Origin of the sequence: Luteimonas endophytica (genome assembly GCF_029887875.1) — a bacterium.
Lineage (GTDB): Bacteria > Pseudomonadota > Gammaproteobacteria > Xanthomonadales > Xanthomonadaceae > Luteimonas > Luteimonas endophytica.
Genome location: NZ_JARXRM010000012.1, coordinates 112,674 through 129,938, shown reverse-complemented (window position 1 = coordinate 129,938; position 17,265 = coordinate 112,674). Strand labels below are relative to the sequence as shown.

The following is a 17,265-nucleotide window of genomic DNA, read 5'->3' as shown; positions in this document are numbered from 1 at the left end:
GCCGCCCGCGGCTATTGCCGGTGCTCGTGCTGCCGCTTGAGCGTCACCGTGATGCACGGGACCAGCTGCTTGCGGCGCTCGTGGTAGTCGTGCAATGCCGACCGCAGGCTGGGGAGATCGCGCTGCTGCCAATGCCGGTTCAGCGCGGCGAGCTCCTCGAATGCATCATCGACCAGGCCCGGCTTGGCCCGTCGGATCGGCGCGAGCTGATCGTTCGTACGCCTCACGGCCGGGTAGAGAAAGGTGTGACCAGTAGCATGGGCGATGGCGTCGAACAGTTGCCAGGTCGCCTCGACCAGGTCGCCGTCGTTCGAGGGGAGCTGGGGTTGTCTGACGCCACCCGGGGCCCTGGCGGCGATCCCGACATCGCACGCCATCAGCAGCAGGCGCTGCATCCAGTCATAGGCATCGCGCAGTTCGATCTCGACCGGTAGCGGAAGGTATACGCCGCCCCGGGCGTGGTGCTCGAGCAGGCCTTCGCCGACGAGGCGCTCCAGCGCGAGGCGCGCCGGCATGAGGCTGGTGCTGAACTCGGCGGCCAGCGAGGCCGGATCGATCCGGTCGCCGGGCAGGTAGCGCCCTGATCGCAGTGCCCGCCGGATCTGGTCCTGCAGCTGCACGCTCTTGGTGTGGAATGCGCTCATGGCGGAACTCCATATCCGCGAATGGCCGTGTTTAATCTGAGATTTTTGGCGGCTCGATGTTGAGATGCGGGTCAAGTTTTCTGAAGGTTGCGGTGTATGGATCTGGGCGCCCAGGTCCTGGCAAAGCCCTCTGTCCTGCGACCGAGTGTGGAAAAAGCCTCAGGGGTAACTTTCTAGCGCTTGGCTGCTGCGTAAAAGGGTCAGGTTCATTTTTCCGTCCAGTCCCCAGCGCGCCGCGGCGCCGCCAACGAGCCCGGCGCTTGCGCCAGTGGGACTCCGACGATCCCGGCCGCGGTTGTCCTTCGCTCTACGGCAGCGATCCATGATGATCCTCCAGCCAAGCCAGCACCCGCCCCCAACGCTGTTCGCGGGCGTACCGCAGAAAGCCGCTACCTGTGTCGCCCATTTCCCAGCGGGAACCCGCTTGTAGCAGCATCAGCGCGATGTCCTCATTCGAGGCCGAACCCAATGCCGGAAGATCGAACTCCCCGGGTGCATTGACGTCGACCTCCTGATCCAGCAGGTACTGCACAAACGCGGCATCGTCGCCGTCCACGGCAATGTGCAGGAGCGTGGTCCCGCTGGCGCCGCGCGCCTCGAGGTCGCAACCCCGGGCCGCCAGCCACTGCGCAATCTGCCTGCCCTCCCACCCTTCATCCCCATGGCGACGCGACAGCAGAAGCGTGACTGGTGAGTCTTGCTGCTTCGGGTGCTCCGAGTCGTCCGACTCGTCCGGAAAGAACAGCGAAGGCCGCGCCCGGCGCCCGCCCTCATCCCAGATGGCCTGCACCGCTTCCAGCCTTCCGCCGCGGATCGCGGCTTGGAAAGCGGCGTCCAGCTTGCGCTGATCGAGCGCGCCGCCCGTCTCCAGCGCGCCGTGCTGGATCAGCGGGGCAATCAGCAGGAGGCGATGGTTCGCCAACGCCAAGTCGAGCAGGGGTTGCTCGACAGGCTCCGCATACAAGCGGTTCGACTTCCCGCCTTGCAGCGGCGTGCCGTACTCGATCAACTTGAGCATGGCCTTCTCGTCGTCTCCTGCTTGATTGCTTACCGCGCGGACCAGCAGATCTGCGGCATCTTCCGAACGAAAGTCGAAGCCCTCCTGCCGCAGGCGGTCCACTGCCGCAAGGGACAGGCTGGTCCACTGCGCGGTACGCCCAACCTGATCCACCTGCTCCTGGAACTCCCGGATGACCTGCGGCATTCCTACTATGGGCCCCACGTAGTCCTCGATCTGGTGTGTCTGGTCCCCCAGCCGCAACGTCAACACGTAGGTCGGATTATCGGTGATGGGCGCGCGATAGTTCCTGTCCATGGACCACAGGTCCTTGCGTTCGATCTCCTCGACCAGCGATGCCACCTGACTGGCCGGAATCCGGTAGCGGTGCACACCTTCCACGTCGACAAACCGCTGGCCCTCATACGTGACGGTCCCGTCGCCCTGGATCTCCACGGTGTACGCAGGGCACAAGCCGAAGCAACCACTACGATGAAGCGAAACGGTGACCTGGCCGTGCGGGACTTCAGGCATGGAGCGGCGATGCTGCGGGAGACGCTGCTCATAGATCTGTTCGCGAACGATCGCGGGCACCGCGGTGCCCGCTTGCAGGAATGGCTTGAAGCGCCATGCCGTCATCGCGCGCAGCAGGGCGAGGCGCTCGCCCGTCATGGCCTGCGGCCGACCGAAGAAATCTTCCACCTCATAGCAGGCCACGGCACCGGACTCGTCCACCAGCAACGTGAGGGACAGCCCCCAGATGCGCTCCGGATCGTAGGGGCCGGGAATAGTGAGGACGGGAACTTCGTACTGACGATGCGAGGCGATCTCGGCTGGGGTGGGCGCGATACCGGCCATCTGCCCTTCAGCGCACACCGGTAGCTGCGCGAGTGGGGAAGCACCGGGCTGGCGTGGTGCCGTCTCGCCGCACCCGAGCAATGCCATTGCGCTGAGTAGCGACAGCAGCACGCATCGAATCGGGCTGCCAGTCCTCACGTCGTTGTCTCCTGACCCGGTGTGCCCATGGTTGGTATGCCCGGCCGAGATGGCTCCGACAGCAGGCAGACCGTGAGCATAGATGCTATCCCAGGACCGGCGAGCGTAGGTGGTCGGTCTTTCAATCGGTTCGAACCAAGGCAGGGAGATCGCGCTGCCTTTGTCCTCTGCACGCACAAGCCTGCTCGAACAGTGGCCGCTCGAGCGCGTCACCTGACCGCTCGTCGCGAAACTGAAGTTCCGCTTGCGGCCGGCAAGAAACGCGAGTATGGTGCGCACCCTTCGGGATCCGCGAGATCCCGACTCAACGCACCAATCGGCTTTCGACCATGACCCTCCGCAACCACATCGCCCAACGCCCCATGCCATCGCTGCGCAAGCGCGATGCGGGCCTGCGCGCGTGGTTCGCGCATGAAGGCGTCCCCCTGACCTGACCGGCTCCTCCACGGGAGATCGGTCGCCCCGATCTTCCGAGGCACGGCGAATGCCCTCGGACTCCATGCCGGGGGCATTTTCGTTTCGGCGTTCGCAAAGGAAATCTGGAACGCGCGTGCATCGCGCGATCCCGAGGCACCCGGGCCATGCTGGCCTGTGGCAAGGGACGCGGAGACGCGACGGTGCGGGTTCACGCCCGCGTCCGGCGCGGCGCCTGGGTGCCTCGGTGCAGGCCGCGGCGCGGTGCGACGCCATGAATTGCCGCTTCGGGAGAGGCGGCAATGCGCAGTCGGATCCACCGGCAACAGCGGTGCGGGATCGTGTCCCGCCCGGTGCGCGCGGCGCTGCCGTGGCGTATGCCGATGCCGGCCCGGGGCGGCTGCGACAACGTTGGCTCAACTGGGAGAGCAACAGCTTCGGATGCTGTCGGTTGCGGGTTCGAGTCCCGCACGTTGACCTCTGGATAGCTCAGACGGTTAGAGCAATGGACTTTTCATCCATGTGTCGCGGGTTCGAATCCCGCTCCAACGATCGCTGATTGTTATCAGCACAACAGGGCGCAAGCCCGATCCGGGAACGTCCCGTGCGTGGGTCGCCGGGCATCGCAATACAACGCGATGCACGACGGAGCACGCAGCGGGGAGCGCACCGGCACCGCGTCCTGGCGGTGGCCGACAGCGAAGAGAAACGGTTGTGCGCCGGCACGGGTGCGACCGCCGATCCTCGCGAGACGCCAACGCCAGCACCGGCCGCCCGCGTGTTCTCCGTCAAGGGCGTTCCCACCTTTTCCGCCGGCGGCATCCCGCCGCCGGCATCCCGCGGCAACCGGCTCCCCGCCCCTCGCGAGCCGGATCACCAGAGCCATTCACGAGGAGACACCCATGATGTTCTGGACCCGACGGGTCGTGATCGGCGATGCCGAGCGCGGCCTGGTGTATCGCAACCGCCGTTTCGAACGCGTGCTCGCGCCGGGCGTGTACCGCCTGTTCGCGTGGCGCGGCCAGCTGGAGGTGGTGGTGCACGACATCCGCAAGCCGGAATACGCCGGCAACGATGCCGACGCGTTGATCGCCGCGCTCGGCGCGCGCCCGGGCGAGACCTTCGTGCTCGCCGACATCGGCATGGACGAGGTGGGCCTGGTCTCGAAGAACGGCCGCCTCGAGGACGTGCTGGCCCCGGGCGTGCGCCAGCTGTACTGGCGCGGCCTGGTGCAGGTCGACGTCGAGACGGTGTCGCTCGCGGAAGGGTTGCGGGTGGCGCCGGAGGTCGCGCGTCGCCTGCGCCAGCTCGGCGCGCTGGCCCGCGTGGCCGTGGTGCTGGAGGTGCCGGCGGAGTCGGCGGGCCTGGTGTTCGTCGACAACATGCTGGTTGAGGTGCTCGGCGCCGGCAGCTACGCCTTCTGGAACTTCCGGAAGAACGTGGCGGTGGAGACCATCGAGCTGCGCGTGCAGTCCATGGAGGTCTCCGGCCAGGAGCTGTTGACCCGCGACAAGGTGAGCCTGCGCGTGAACCTGGCCGCGTCCGTGCGCGTGACCGACCCGGTCGCCGCGCGCACGCAGGTGGCCAAGTACGGCGACTACGTCTACCGCGAACTGCAGTACGGTTTGCGCAAGGCCGTGGCCGCGCGCACGCTCGACGAGTTGCTGGGCGACAAGGCCACGCTGGACGCGGAGATCTTCGCCTACGTGCGCGGTCGCGTGGAGGCGCTCGGCATCGAAGTCCTGGGTGTCGGCGTCAAGGACGTGATCCTGCCGGGCGAGATGCGCGAGATCCTCAACGGCGTGGTGCAGGCGGAGAAGCAGGCGCAGGCCAACGTGATCCGCCGCCGCGAGGAGGCCAACGCCACCCGGTCGCTGCTCAACACCGCGAAGCTGATCGACGAGAGCCCGGTGCTGATGCGTCTCAAGGAGCTGGAAGCCCTGGAGAAGGTGACCGAGAAGATCGACCGGTTGACCGTGTTCGGCGGCCTGGATGGCGTCGTCAGGCAACTGGTGACGATGAAGTAGCGATATCCCCGCTCGTCGCACGGACGCGACGCGCGGGGCCTTACAAGGAATGGAAGACATGGACACGACGAACTACGAATGGCTGCACCACGAGGGCGAGACCCCCATCAAGGGCTGGGTCCGCGGCGTGCCGCTGGAAGACAAGGCCCACGCGCAGCTGCGCAACATCGCCTGCCTGCCCTTCGTCGGGCCGTGGGTGGCGGTGATGCCGGACGTGCACCTCGGCATCGGCGCCACGGTGGGTTCGGTGGTGCCGACCCAGGGCGCGATCATTCCCGCCGCGGTGGGCGTGGACATCGGCTGCGGCATGGCCGCGGTGCGCACCACGCTCGGCGCGGGCGACCTGCCCGATTCGCTCAGCGCGCTGCGCTCGGCGATCGAGCGCGCGGTTCCGGTCGGCAACGGCCCGGGCGGCAACCACCGCAGGACGCCCGACAGCGTGGAAACCGCGTTGGCCAATTCCGGCCTGTGGCCAAGGCTGGAGCGCATCAAGGCCAGGCACCCGAAGATCCGCCTCGACAAGGTGGAGCAGCAGCTGGGCACGCTCGGCGGCGGCAACCACTTCATCGAGGTGTGCCTGGACGAGAGCGAGGCGGTGTGGGTGATGCTGCACTCGGGCTCGCGCGGTACCGGCAACCTCATCGGCACGTACTTCATCCAGCGCGCCCGCGAGGTGCTGGGCAAGCGCGTGCTGGGCTACCACGTGCCCGACAAGGACCTGGCCTTCTTCATGGAAGGCGAGCCGCTGTTCGACGACTACGTCGAGGCCGTGGGCTGGGCGCAGGACTACGCCCGCGCCAACCGCGAGGCGATGATGCAGCGCGTGCTGCACGCCATGCGCGCGGAGCTGCCGAAGTTCAAGCTGCAGGCGATGGCCGTGAACTGCCACCACAACTACGTGCAGAAGGAAACGCACGCCGGCCGCGAAATGCTGGTGACCCGCAAGGGCGCGGTGCGCGCGGGCAGGGACGAGCTCGGCATCATCCCAGGAAGCATGGGGGCGAAGAGCTTCATCGTCCGCGGCCTGGGCAACGACGACAGCTTCCACAGCTGCAGCCACGGCGCCGGCCGGGTGATGAGCCGCACCGCGGCGCGCAACAGCATCACGCTGAAGCAGCACCGCGAGGCCACCGCGCACGTCGAATGCCGCAAGGACCAGGCCGTGATCGACGAATCGCCGGCCGCGTACAAGGACATCGACGCGGTGATGGCGGCGCAGGCCGACCTGGTGGAAGTGGTACATACCCTGCGCCAGGTGGTGTGCGTGAAGGGGTGAGGGACGGCCCCGCGCAGGCGGGGCCGTTTCCTGTGCGGCGCCTCGTGGTGTTGGGGCCGGTCGGGCGCGGCTCCGACTGCGCTCCATTTCGGTATCGCGAATGGATACCTCGGACGTCCACCAGGTGGAGACGACAAATCGCCCATAGCCACCAACAATGGAGGCCCGTAGCGAAGGAGCGCGAACATGGCCGAAGCAGTCACCCCTTCCCGCAATGCGTGCGACGGCGAGCACCGGGCGGGGAGCGTCGCCGACACACCACCTAACCGCCTGGCCTTCGGCATCACCCTCGATCAGGTCGATCAGCTCGACGGACTGCTGCGAACGATCACCGCCACTGGCGACGTGATCGCGATCGGCACCGCCCCCTTGGACGACCACAGCCTGCCTGCGCTTGGGGAAGTCATCTTCAGCGCGGCCCGCGAGGCGCGCGGCCTCCTGGATCAGGTCTATGCGCAGCGGCTCGCGCCGGCCGCCGCCGTGGACGCGCCTGCCGTGCCGCAGGCGGACCGCCCGGCCTTCGCCAGCGAGCTGCATGCGCGCCTGCTGCATGCGCGTTCGCTCCTGCAGGTGATGAAGGCCGCCGCCGCCCATCGCGCCGATGGCGCGGAAGACATCGCGGCCGGCTGCCAGGCCGCCGCCGAGGTGCTGGGCGGGGTGGTCGAGGGGCTGGAGATGCAGTTCGGCGTGGTTCCGGAGGAGGTAGGTTCCCGCTTGTAGGTCAAGCGGGCCAGCGACGGGCCGGGGAGGGCGGCGAGACAGGTGCATTCGCCTAATCGGTATTCTGCCCCCGAACCGCCCAGGTGCTGACTAAGGTCGGAACCCTGCGCCCGCAAAGTGTTCTGTCGCTGGCTATGCCTCGGCGCGGCCATCGCGATTTGTCATGGCAAAGTTAAGATCCCAACCGGCTGTCGAGCTCGATTGACGGCAAGGAGCGTAGCGCAGAGTTCGTGGTATGCCTCATCTAGAGGTTTACTCGTAGTTGGAGGCGGTTGCGGCTTCTCCAAAGTTTGAGTTACCGTTAGTTCCAGCGACTAATCGCTGACCTCGCATCGAGATGGCGAGGGTCGGGCGCCAAGGATGGCGGAATCTGTCATGCCGAGGGCAGCCGTGAAAGTTCATCCTCTTATAGTATTTCTGTCCCTGTTTGCGTCGAGCTTTTTGTCGCTCGCGGTCGCTTGTTGGCTGAGCGTTGCGGAAAAGCCGGGCGCAACCTCTCTGCTCGCATCGAGCGTAGTGCTAGCACTGGTGTGCGCCGTGGTGGGAACCAACGGCAAGATCACCCTGCGCGAGCTGGCGGTACTTGTCCGGCTGCTACGACGATAAATGCGCTTTTAGCTACTCACCTCAAGTCGACGCCGCTCCGCGGCTTGGCTCAGTTCAAGCGTTGGATCTCGTGTCGAACATTGAAGCGCATCGGGCAGTACAAGCCATTGCAAAGGGCGTGCTGGCTGAACTGGCGAGCATGATCACTGCCGGCGACACGGAGCAGAGCATCGCTCAGAGAGCCACGCAAATGATGGCCAAGTGTGGCGCTCATGAAACTTGGTACTACAACTGCCCCGCGCTTGTCCTGCTGGGCTCTCGGAGCTGCCTCTCAGTATCTGGTCGCGAGTACCAACCGAGCAGCGAGGTGGTGGGCCAGCTGAACCTCGTCACGGTCGATCTAAGTCCGTCGATAGAGGGCGTCTGGGGCGACTGCGCGCGAAGCTTCGTGGTAGAGAACGGTCGGTGGACTGCAAGCCCCAACCTGCCGGAGTTTCAGGAAGGCATTGCATTCGAACAGAAGCTTCATGCACGTATGCTTGCCGCAGTGAAGCCAGACATGCGCTTTATGGACCTGTTCGAGTTCGCCAACGCCATGATCAGCGCTGAGGGCTTCGAGAATCTAGACTTCCTCGGAAACGTGGGGCATAGCATCGAGTCAACGCGTGAGCATCGTCGCTACATTGAAAAGGACAACGACGATCGCCTGGGCGAGGTCGGCCTGTTCACCTTTGAGCCGCACATCCGAAAGGTCGGAGGTGCGTGGGGGTTCAAGCATGAAAACATCTACTACTTCGGCCCAGATGGTCGAGCAGTCGAGCTCTAACGGCAGGTTCCAGCGGAACGTCTTCGTCGGATGTGCGGGCGCTGGTCGGCCACGGTCAACGGCACCCGCGATGGTGCGACGCTCCCCGGCCTACACTGGCCGCAGGCCGGCAGCTACCATCGGGCCGGCCTAGCTCAAAGGTTCGACGAGGAGTGGTGGGAATGGAACGGTACCCGCAATCTCAGGTGATGGTGCTGAACGCGTACACCGCTGTCGCGACGGCGGTGTTTACTGTCATGTTCGTATTAGCCCTTTTCGCTGACATTCTTCTCTTGGAGATCTTTGACAGGAGCCTATCGTTCGCACCGAAGGCCCCATTGCCTCTCGTTCTGCTCGGCTTGTCTGCGCTCTCGCTGCTAGCGCATGTGGGACTCGCCCTCGCGCACAAGTGTCCGCGCTGCAACAAGCATCCCACCATCCAGGGATTCGCCTCGCCGCACCCGAGCGTTGCAGCTGGCGGAGATGACGCGTGGGCTGCTGTGATCCGTGAAGTACTCAAGAAGAGAACGTTTACTTGCATTCATTGCGGAAGCACCTATCGAGTGTCTGAGGACGCCTAGATCGCTACTCGTCATGACCCACGGGGCGTACTATCGCTGGACGCCGCTGGCTCCAGCTTCCTGGTACCGGCGCCAAACCGCCGCCGCTGTACCGGCGAGACTCAATGCAGGTGAGATGCCATGGAGAGCAACTCCAAAACCTGGTTGATGGTTCGCATTTTATTCATCGTTTTGTCCATACCGGCATGGCTCACGATCACGGCTGTGATGCAAGACGACTTCTCGGCACCGCCGAGCTGGGACTTCCCGCTCTTTTTCATCGGGTTCTCGGCGTTCTCTGTGGTTGCCCTGTCAGTTTTCCGCAACGACAAGGAATGGGTAGCCCCGAGCTGGCGCGGCAATCCCTTCGACATTGGCAGGCCGCTCGAAGGGTTCCACCTGTCCGGCTGGTCCTTCGTGGCGGGCGCGGTTGCACTGCTGCTGGCCAGTCTTCTTCAAGAGCAAGGTGACTGGGCTTGGGTCTTTCCAGGATGTATCGGCGTGGGACTTCTTGCCGGGGTTCGCCTGGTATCAATTCCAGAACAGCGGCGCGGCGCCTGACGAATGTCGACAGCTCTGGCTTCACGGCCCGATCCAACCCAAGCGCAGGACGGAGGTAGCCATGCGTATGGCGTACCCGGGGCGTAGTGACCCGCTACTTCTTCAAGTTCGGGTCGATCACTGGCAGCAGGTCGTAGCTGGCAAGGTCCATCTCCACCCGGTGGGCCTTGTAGACCTGGGCATCGTCGGCAGGGTCGAACAGGCCGGGCACGGCGACGATGACCGTGCCTTTGCCCGCCTTGACGGTCACGTGGGCATCTCGAATCCTTTCGTGCGGGATCTCGACCGGGACGTAGCCCATCCAGCTGAAGAACTGTCGGTGCTGGTACAGCCGCAGGTCGAACTGGTACGAGACGAGGCCCTTCTCCGGCGTTCTGGACTTCACGTCGGTGTTGGCGAACTTGGCATCGAGCCTGGGGGCCAGGGCGACGAGGATGCCTTGCACGATACCGGCTAGCTCGGCGCCGAAAGGCTCGACGCCTTTCAACGTCACGCTGAACTGTCCAGCCGCCAGGCTGGCGCCCACCGACACGACGCCTGGCTTGCGCCAGTCCCGGTTGTTGTCGACGTTGGCGACGTCGAGCGAAGCGCCATAGCCGTCGAAATCGCCAAACTCGCGCTTGTAGCGTTCGATCTGGGCATTCATGGCCGCGATGGCACGCTCGCGCTCGGCCAGCGGGGTGGCCTTCTCCTTGGCGCTCGCCGGCAGGATGTGCCAGTTGCTCATCCTGGGATGAAGCGGCGCAAGATCGGCCACCGCGTCCGCGACCAGTCGATACAGATCTTCGTTTGACCTTCCCGCAGGCTCGAAGTACAGAGTGACTTGGACGGTTACGATCATCCCGGCACTCCGGCATCGGCATTCCTCACCTTCGTCTGCTCCCGCCGAATCGATGTCGAAGAGAGACGAAGCGTTGCTGGGCTACTCCTTCAAGTTGGGATCCAGCACCGGCAGCAGGTCGTAGCTGGCCAGGTCCATTTCCACCCGGTGGGCCTTGTCCACCTGGGCGTCGTCGGCCGGATCGAACAAACCCGGAACCGAGACGATGACCGTGCCGTGGCCTGGCACCGGATACACCGCAGCGGCATCCCGAATCCGGTCGTGAGGGAGCTCGGCAGGCACGAAGCCCATCCAGCCGAAGAACTCGCGGTGCCGATACAGGCGCCTGTTGAACTGGTAGGCGACCAGCCCTTTGTCCCTAGTTCGGGACTTGACGTCGGTATTGGCGAACTTCGGCCCGATTCGGCGCACAAGGACGTTCAGGCTGTCGCGCATGACATCGGGGGCCGCGCCGCCAAATGGCTCGATGCCTTTCAGCTGCAGGCTGAAGAAGCCCGTCATGGGATTCAGGCCCAGTACCACGACGCCGGGGCTGCGCCAGTCCCGGTTGTTGTCGACGTTGCTGATGGTCAGCGAAGCGCCCAGCTCATCGAAGTCGCCGTACAGCTTCCGGTTCTTCTCGATCTCCGATTCCATCCGGGCAAGCACGGTGTCCCGGTCGCTCAGCGGTGCCGGACTGTCCTTTGGGCTGGCCGGCATGCTGTGCCAGTTCGCCATCAGCCTGTGAAGGGGCGCCAGGTCGGTCACGATGTCGGTGGCAAGCTGGAGGACCTGCTCCGATGTCTTGCCGACCGGCTCGGCCCTGAGATTGATTTGTGAGTTGAGAATCACAAGGATGCTCCCGGCATGGGCTCGTGCTTGCAGATGGAGGGGTCGATGCCGGCGATGCTGATCCCCGCTGCCATGGTCAGTTCCTGCATGAAGCACCAGAGAAGCTTGCCTTCCGGTTCCGCAATGGTGAGGGCCGCCTTCTGCCTTTGCATCTGGAGTCCCCAGGGCTCGAAAACGCCGGGGTAGACGAAGAAGTACCTCGGTTCGCCATTCTCGTCCAGGAAGTGATCGTAGTTGCCCTTCGCCTCCACCACCATGCAGTCGTCGGGCCAGAAGCCGTCAAACTCGCAGGCGTTGAAGTGCCACTCCTGGATGGTGCGGGAGTAGCCGCGGCGGTTGAGGTAGTCGAAGAGGGTGTCGACCGAGAAGAAGTTCCGCTCCGGGTCGGCCTTGTCCGCCACGACGTAGCCGAACCGCAGCGGTGCCGACCGCATGTTCGCGATGTACAGCTGGTAGTCGTAGTTGATGATGTTGCGCTGGTTCACGTAGCGCCCGGTACTGGGCTTGTCGATGTACCCCTGCTTTAACGCGCACTCGTTGCATGCGGTCTCGTCGGCCATTTCCGAGCAGTCGACCTCGCGCGCCCGCGCCTGGGGTTCGGACCGGGCGTCGGCATTGCCGCGCACGCGCTCGGTGGCCCGGTCCATCGCGCCACGGATGCCGTCGACCACCTCGCCCGTGGTCGGGCCGCCGTAGGGATCGACGGGGTTGCCGTCCTCGTCGACGCCACCCATGCCACCGGCACCGGCCCCCGGCCCCCACCACGGCCGCGTGCCCCATGTCCTTGTTCCCATCCTGGTCTCCCTACTGGCCGGCGAGGTTGGACAGCAGATCCGCTGCTGCCAGGTTCTTGTTCTTCGCGTTGCGCATCCACACGTCCGCGCCGGGGTTGGCGCGCAGCCCCTTCGCCCAGGCCACGTCGGCCTTGATCCAGCGCACCAGCACCGGAAGAGACGTGATGCGCAGCTCATAGGCCGCATGGTCGTGGCTCCTGACCACTTCATCCATGAGCGCCTGGTCGTTCAAGTGCCCGACGCGGCCCGGGTACTCCTGCCGGATCTCCTGCACCAGTTTGGGAAAGAACGTGGTGGGGTCGGGCAGGCGCAGCAGGGCTTCCTGCTCCTTCGTGATTTCGAGCATCAGGCGGCCTCCTTGCCTTCGAGATTGGCGCGGTCGAGGGTGTAGGGCTGGCCCAGGATGCGGAAACGCCACTGGTCGATCGGCCCCATCAGCTGGCGCCGCTGATCCGGAGTGAACGCCCGCTGCAGCCGCAGGAACACCCTGCCGTCCCAGTAGCGCAGCAGCGCGAGCTTGCCGTTGGGCCGGCGCAGATCCAGGCAGCGCTCCAGATGGTCGAACAGGTGTTCGAAGTCGGCGTTGCTGGTAAGCCACGCCACAACCGGTTTCTCGAGCTCCAGGGCGCGCAGCCAGCCGTCTACCTGGGTGTGCGGATGGTCGGGCAGCTGCACCAGCCACGGGCCCTTGTCGGCGAGTTTGGCCTCTGGCTGGCGCTCGAACAGCGAGCGGCGCGGGAGGTCCCGGGTGTAGTAGTGGAGGGCCCGGGGCGTGTCGTCGTAGGCCGCGGCGTCGACGATGACGAACCTGCTCATCGTCAGCGACCCAGGAAGGCCGCGCCCTTGCTGGCGCCGGCCATCAGGCATTCTTCGCACACGGCGGGCTTGTCATTGCTCGCCACGATGTTCACGGGTTCGACCGGGCTCCCTACTGCCCTGCCCGGTGCACCGGCCGAGGGCCCGGCGTCGACGAAGACGCGCATCTGCTTGGCCGACAGCACCTTGCAGCCGCAGGCGAGGGAACTGCCATGGAGCGCGACCGGCTGGCCATCGATGATGAGCGTCGGGTCGCCGTCGACGATCGGGAAGGGTCCCTTGTGGAGCGGGCACATCGCCATGTCGTTGACGCGTGCCACCGGGCTGTCGTCGATGTCGGTAAACGGGGAGCCCGTGAGTACCCGGCCCCCACTGCTGGTCGGGTCCCCGACCACGATCCAGTTCCGTGTCATGGTTGGCTGATCCTTAGCCGTTTCCTGGGGAAAGCCTACCACCAGGAAAATCGACACGGAATCCAGGGCGCGTGTTCAGCATGGAGGCCGCCGCCGCCGCCGCCCAGATGGCGCGGAAAACATCGCGGCCGGCTGCCAGGCCGTCGCCGAGATGCTGGGCGGGGTGGTCGAGGGCCTGGAAAGCGGTTCGACGTAATTCCGGAGGACGCAAGCGCCGGCCGGTAGGCAGCGGGCAGCGACGGGCCGGCGCGGCGGCCCAAGGTGCATTCGTCCGATCGAGGTGCCACCCCGGGCCGCCCAGCTGCTGGCAGAGGCCTCGGCCCCGCGACCGAGACCGCAACCGCAAGGTAGCCTGTCGGCTATGGCCTCGGCACTCCAGCGACCGGCCATGGGGGGGCACCGTCCAATCGCTTGTCCGAACGCGATTTGACGACCCAAGGAACGCAGAGCAGAGTTCGTGCTATGCCCCATCTAGGGGTCTAACCGTAGTTAGAGCTCACTCATGCTTGACCGGTTGCTAATGCGCATCTTCGGATGGGAGAAAGCGGGATTTCTCGGCTCCCGACGTTGGTGGGTTCTGGTTTTCAGTATTCTAGCAGCATCATCGGCTGCTGCTATTTACGCATCCATCCAGCTGCTGGATGGTTGGGAGCAATCAACGGTACGTAGACTTTGCGTTCGGCGTCGCCGTTTCTGTAACCCGGAGGAGCAAGTCGTTGCCTCAGCGGATCCCACGCTGTACTGGTCCTACATGAGTATGTGGGCCTTCTCGGTTGTATGCTGCGTTGGATTGGCGGCTTTCTGTGTCTGGATATGGGCTCGCCGCAGTGAGCTCTAACAATTCATTCAAGCCGAACCCGCTTCGCGGGTCGGCTTAATTCAGGCGCTAGCCCGAAGGTGCAACTATCCTATGAACTTAAAAAGGATAACAATCCTCAGCACGGCACTCATATGCTTGAGCTCCACCGCTGTCTTCGGCACCGCGTTCTTTGTGGAGCGACAGGCTAGGCATGACAGTTGCCTTTTTCGAGGAGGAGCCGGCGATGAGGTCTTAGAACTGGCATGCCGCTACATTGGGTCATTCCCAAGGTCAACGCCGCAGCAACAGCTTGATGATGCGCAAACTGATTTTCTGAGCGGCTTTTCAGAGGGCCTAGCCGGACACCATTCTTCCGCGGTAACGGCGTCAGAACGTGATGGGTTTCTAGCGGGACAGGCAAATCGTTTAAGCAATCCTAAGAAAGCGAGTGCGGCAATGCCTGGCCTCGGTTATCGACCTATCAACATCGAAGGATACTTTTCTGTTGACGAGTCTGGTGCATACGCTGACGGATGGTTAGTCCGCTACGCATCTGATCCCTTCACATCGGATGATATCCCCGCTGGCTGCTCGTTCGTGCGGATCAGAGGATACATTGCGACCTCTTGCACGGACTTGGACAAGTATGGAGTAAGCAAGTGCATACTTGTTTCTCAGATAAAGTGCCTACGAGCCAACAATGTGGTTCTCTTTGATCGGGATCCTGTGGGCTAACAACCCATTCAAGCGGACCCGCCCACCGGCCTCGTTCAAAGGTCTCGCCGTTGTGGCATCCTCGCCTCTTCGTCGGCCCGCGGCGGGTCGGCTTAATTCAAGTGTTAGGCCTGGTGAACTAACGCCCGAAGTGCAACGCCCCTGAGAGCACTTGCATGCTCGATCAGGCACTTATAGCCAATCGTAAACTTCCGCGTCGAGCCTGCTTCGAACGATCAACGCCACTGGCGACGTCATCGCGATCGGCACCGCCCCCTTGGATGACCACAGCCTGCCTGCGCTTGGGGAGGTCATCTTCAGCGCGGCTCGCGAGGTGCGCGGCCTCCTAGATCAGGTCTATGCGCAGCGGCTCGCGCCGGCCGCCGCCGTGGCCGCGCCTGCCGTGCCGCAGGCGGACCGCCCGGCATTCGCCAGCGAGCTGCATGCCCGCCTGCTGCATGCGCGTTCGCTCCTGCAGGTGATGAAGGCCGCCGCCGCCCATCGCGCCGATGGCGCGGAAGACATCGCGGCCGGCTGCCAGGCCGCCGCCGAGATGCTGGGCGGGGTGATCGAGGTGCTGGAAACCCTGTCCGACGCTCATCCTTAGGACGACCCAAGCTGTATTCGACGCTACGCGTTGAACGTGAAGCGTTCATCCCGGGCTTGGCCGATGGAGTCTGTCTGGGGAGGGGGCGGCCAGCGGGCTGTCCGATCTTCCGCCGGGGTTGGGTCGGCAGGTGTTGGCGGAAGGGAAAGGGTGCGTAAGCTAGCAGCTGGGGCGTACGACAGGCGGGGCTGGGCAGGCGACACGAGCTGATCTATATTCCGGACGGACCAGGGAGGACTCAGGGGGAGTCGTATGGACATCGACCAATGCCGCGAGTCTAGCGGTGGGCGTCACGCCTTCAAGATGGGCGGGGTGGTGTCCACGTTCGCAGATCAGCGCAGCAGCCGAATGAAGGATCTCGTGGCCTGCGGTGCGACATTGCTACTCGTCGTGCTGGCGCTATGCCTGATGCCCGTCGGCGCGGCATTCGCGCAAACCACGGTGAAGTACATCCACACCGATGCGCTCGGCTCGGTGGTCGCGGTCACCGACCAGAACCGCAACGTACTGGAACGCCGCGAGTACGAGCCGTACGGCCCGCAGCTGACGCCAGCACTAGCTGACGGACCCGGGTACACCGGGCATGTACAGGATGCGGCGACCGGGCTGACGTACATGCAGCAGCGCTACTACGATCCCGCGCTAGGCGTGCTCCTCAGCGTTGATCCGGTGACTGCTTACGACACCGGAGACATGCGGCTCTTCAGCCGCTATGCCTACGCTGCGAACAATCCCTACAAATTCACTGACCCGGATGGGCGGCTCTTCGATGTATTCCTCGATATCGGATTCGCAGCCTATAGCGCCTATGTACTAGCGAAGGATCCGAGTTGGACCAATGCTGCAGCGCTAGGCGCGGATGTTGGTGCGGCCGTTGTTCCCGGGGTTACAGGCGCTGGTGTCGCCGTGCGCGCAGGAGCAGACGCGGCTTCCGCCGCGGCCCCGATCCTAGGAAGGGCGCAAGTAACAAAAGCTGGTGGCCAAGAAACGGCTCATGCTTCGACAAGTCAACGCATTGCAAGCGAGCAGTCTGCGCGAACGGATGCGGTCAGCGTTCACTTGAACCAGCGGGTCAGCACCGTCACGGGTGGAGAAGCTCAATCGGCTGTTCGGCCGGATGTTGCAACGCTTCGGCAAGATGGAAAGGTCGATGTCATGGAGGTATTGTCACCAGGGCAGAATGCCGGAGCTTCAGCACAGAAGTACTCGGATGCTCTTGGTGATAGAGCGGGAACCATACAATGCGTACCACAGGATAGTTGTTGATGGGTGATGAGACCTACCAGATTGACCATGATCACCCCATACCGGATCTTGGAGTGATCGATGTCAACACCGTAAAAAATGGCGGAGGATCGGATCTGTTCATCGTGATCGCAGATCCGCTATCAGGAGATCGCCGCTCGCTGGAGCGATTGCTTCGCAAAGTAGAGGTGTACCTGGAGTTCATTAAGACCGATCAGTTCAGGCGCGAAAGCGGTGTGCCAACGCCGAAGAACACCAGCATCATCGTCAAGATCAATCGCGACTCGGATCGCCTTGCCTTCGACCTGTTGGAGCGCAATAAGCCCTGGGTGAAGAACAACGGCGCGACACTTGTGGTCGACACCGATCTGAAATAACAGTTCGAGGTTCCCCTCTTGAGCGGCCGTGAACGCTTTGGGGGTCACCTTCAGCTCGGCACCGCGAGATGCGCGGCCTGCTGGATCAGGTCTATGCACAGCCGCTCGCGCCGGCCGCGGCCGTGGACGCGCCTGCCGTGCCGCAGGCGGACCGCCCGGCATTCGCCAGCGAGCTGCATGCCCGCCTGCTGCATAGTGGCTGCCGCGGTCGTAATGAAGGACCACGACTCCGAGGGCAGTGCGTCGCACATGATGCAAACGGTGGGGGGTAGCTGTGTGTGC

The 17,265-nt window shown here is 64.2% G+C and carries 18 protein-coding genes and 2 tRNA genes; 11 read left to right on the top strand and 9 right to left on the bottom strand.

Annotated elements, in window-relative coordinates; genetic code table 11:
* Nucleotides 1–11 precede the first annotated feature (11 nt).
* Together QFW77_RS02785 and QFW77_RS02780 are read right to left on the bottom strand one after the other, a co-directional pair.
* Nucleotides 12–644 carry a GntR family transcriptional regulator gene (locus tag QFW77_RS02785; RefSeq protein ID WP_280572726.1) on the bottom strand — a complete coding sequence of 211 codons (633 nt, stop codon included), beginning with the start codon at nucleotides 642–644 and terminating at the stop codon, nucleotides 12–14.
* A 307-nt stretch (nucleotides 645–951) separates the two neighbouring features.
* Nucleotides 952–2,916 (bottom strand): DUF6438 domain-containing protein, encoded by a 1,965-nt coding sequence (locus QFW77_RS02780; RefSeq protein WP_280572725.1) that lies wholly within the window; start codon nucleotides 2,914–2,916, stop codon nucleotides 952–954.
* A gap of 540 nt (nucleotides 2,917–3,456) precedes the next feature.
* Here QFW77_RS02780 and QFW77_RS02775 point away from each other — a divergent pair.
* From QFW77_RS02775 to QFW77_RS02740, 8 genes are all read left to right on the top strand, one after another.
* Nucleotides 3,457–3,529: transfer RNA gene (locus tag QFW77_RS02775), tRNA-Pro, on the top strand.
* Between the two features lie 3 nt (nucleotides 3,530–3,532).
* Nucleotides 3,533–3,600 (top strand) — tRNA-Lys (locus tag QFW77_RS02770).
* Between the two features lie 356 nt (nucleotides 3,601–3,956).
* Nucleotides 3,957–5,078 (top strand): slipin family protein, encoded by a 1,122-nt coding sequence (locus QFW77_RS02765; RefSeq protein WP_280572738.1) that lies wholly within the window; start codon nucleotides 3,957–3,959, stop codon nucleotides 5,076–5,078.
* Nucleotides 5,079–5,136: 58 nt separating this feature from the next.
* The gene (locus QFW77_RS02760; protein ID WP_280572723.1) at nucleotides 5,137–6,354 is read left to right on the top strand and encodes an RtcB family protein; all 1,218 of its coding nucleotides are present in this window, start codon (nucleotides 5,137–5,139) and stop codon (nucleotides 6,352–6,354) included.
* 186 nt (nucleotides 6,355–6,540) lie between these two features.
* Nucleotides 6,541–7,074, top strand: a complete 534-nt coding sequence (locus QFW77_RS02755; RefSeq protein ID WP_280572722.1) for a hypothetical protein — start codon at nucleotides 6,541–6,543, stop codon at nucleotides 7,072–7,074.
* 676 nt (nucleotides 7,075–7,750) lie between these two features.
* Nucleotides 7,751–8,446: a M24 family metallopeptidase gene (locus QFW77_RS02750; RefSeq protein ID WP_280572720.1), complete on the top strand. Its 696-nt coding sequence runs from the start codon at nucleotides 7,751–7,753 to the stop codon at nucleotides 8,444–8,446.
* Nucleotides 8,447–8,607: 161 nt separating this feature from the next.
* Complete coding sequence (locus tag QFW77_RS02745) at nucleotides 8,608–9,006, top strand: hypothetical protein (protein ID WP_280572719.1); 399 nt, start codon at nucleotides 8,608–8,610, stop codon at nucleotides 9,004–9,006.
* A 120-nt stretch (nucleotides 9,007–9,126) separates the two neighbouring features.
* Nucleotides 9,127–9,546, top strand: a complete 420-nt coding sequence (locus tag QFW77_RS02740) for a hypothetical protein (protein WP_280572718.1) — start codon at nucleotides 9,127–9,129, stop codon at nucleotides 9,544–9,546.
* 94 nt (nucleotides 9,547–9,640) lie between these two features.
* Here the strand turns inward: QFW77_RS02740 and QFW77_RS02735 are convergent, their stop codons facing one another.
* From QFW77_RS02735 to QFW77_RS02710, 6 genes are all read right to left on the bottom strand, one after another.
* Nucleotides 9,641–10,387: a hypothetical protein gene (locus QFW77_RS02735; protein WP_280572717.1), complete on the bottom strand. Its 747-nt coding sequence runs from the start codon at nucleotides 10,385–10,387 to the stop codon at nucleotides 9,641–9,643.
* A gap of 81 nt (nucleotides 10,388–10,468) precedes the next feature.
* Entirely contained in the window at nucleotides 10,469–11,218 is a 750-nt protein-coding gene (locus QFW77_RS02730) for an Imm52 family immunity protein (RefSeq protein WP_280572716.1), read from the bottom strand.
* Nucleotides 11,215–11,952, bottom strand: coding sequence for a Tox-REase-5 domain-containing protein (locus QFW77_RS02725; RefSeq protein WP_280572715.1), 738 nt, complete (start codon nucleotides 11,950–11,952; stop codon nucleotides 11,215–11,217). Before QFW77_RS02725 ends, QFW77_RS02730 begins: the two co-directional genes overlap by 4 nt.
* Nucleotides 11,953–12,022: 70 nt before the next feature.
* On the bottom strand, nucleotides 12,023–12,358 hold the full coding sequence (locus QFW77_RS02720; protein WP_280572714.1) for a hypothetical protein: 336 nt from the start codon (nucleotides 12,356–12,358) through the stop codon (nucleotides 12,023–12,025).
* Nucleotides 12,358–12,828: a DUF4123 domain-containing protein gene (locus tag QFW77_RS02715; protein WP_280572712.1), complete on the bottom strand. Its 471-nt coding sequence runs from the start codon at nucleotides 12,826–12,828 to the stop codon at nucleotides 12,358–12,360. Before QFW77_RS02715 ends, QFW77_RS02720 begins: the two co-directional genes overlap by 1 nt.
* Nucleotides 12,829–12,830: 2 nt before the next feature.
* Nucleotides 12,831–13,298: a PAAR domain-containing protein gene (locus tag QFW77_RS02710; protein WP_280572710.1), complete on the bottom strand. Its 468-nt coding sequence runs from the start codon at nucleotides 13,296–13,298 to the stop codon at nucleotides 12,831–12,833.
* Between the two features lie 1,733 nt (nucleotides 13,299–15,031).
* On the opposite strand from QFW77_RS02710, the gene QFW77_RS02705 reads away from it, so the two are divergent.
* The 3 genes from QFW77_RS02705 to QFW77_RS02695 all read left to right on the top strand — a co-directional run bounded on the left by QFW77_RS02705 (nucleotide 15,032) and on the right by QFW77_RS02695 (nucleotide 16,983).
* A complete protein-coding gene (locus tag QFW77_RS02705) occupies nucleotides 15,032–15,361 on the top strand; it encodes a hypothetical protein (RefSeq protein ID WP_280572709.1) in 330 nt (109 codons plus the stop codon).
* Nucleotides 15,362–15,709: 348 nt separating this feature from the next.
* Nucleotides 15,710–16,627: an RHS repeat-associated core domain-containing protein gene (locus QFW77_RS02700; protein WP_280572708.1), complete on the top strand. Its 918-nt coding sequence runs from the start codon at nucleotides 15,710–15,712 to the stop codon at nucleotides 16,625–16,627.
* Nucleotides 16,627–16,983, top strand: a complete 357-nt coding sequence (locus QFW77_RS02695) for a hypothetical protein (protein WP_280572706.1) — start codon at nucleotides 16,627–16,629, stop codon at nucleotides 16,981–16,983. Before QFW77_RS02700 ends, QFW77_RS02695 begins: the two co-directional genes overlap by 1 nt.
* Nucleotides 16,984–17,033: 50 nt before the next feature.
* Here QFW77_RS02695 and QFW77_RS02690 read toward each other — a convergent pair whose 3' ends face one another.
* On the bottom strand, nucleotides 17,034–17,234 hold the full coding sequence (locus QFW77_RS02690) for a hypothetical protein (protein ID WP_280572705.1): 201 nt from the start codon (nucleotides 17,232–17,234) through the stop codon (nucleotides 17,034–17,036).
* Between the last annotated feature and the right edge of the window lie 31 nt (nucleotides 17,235–17,265).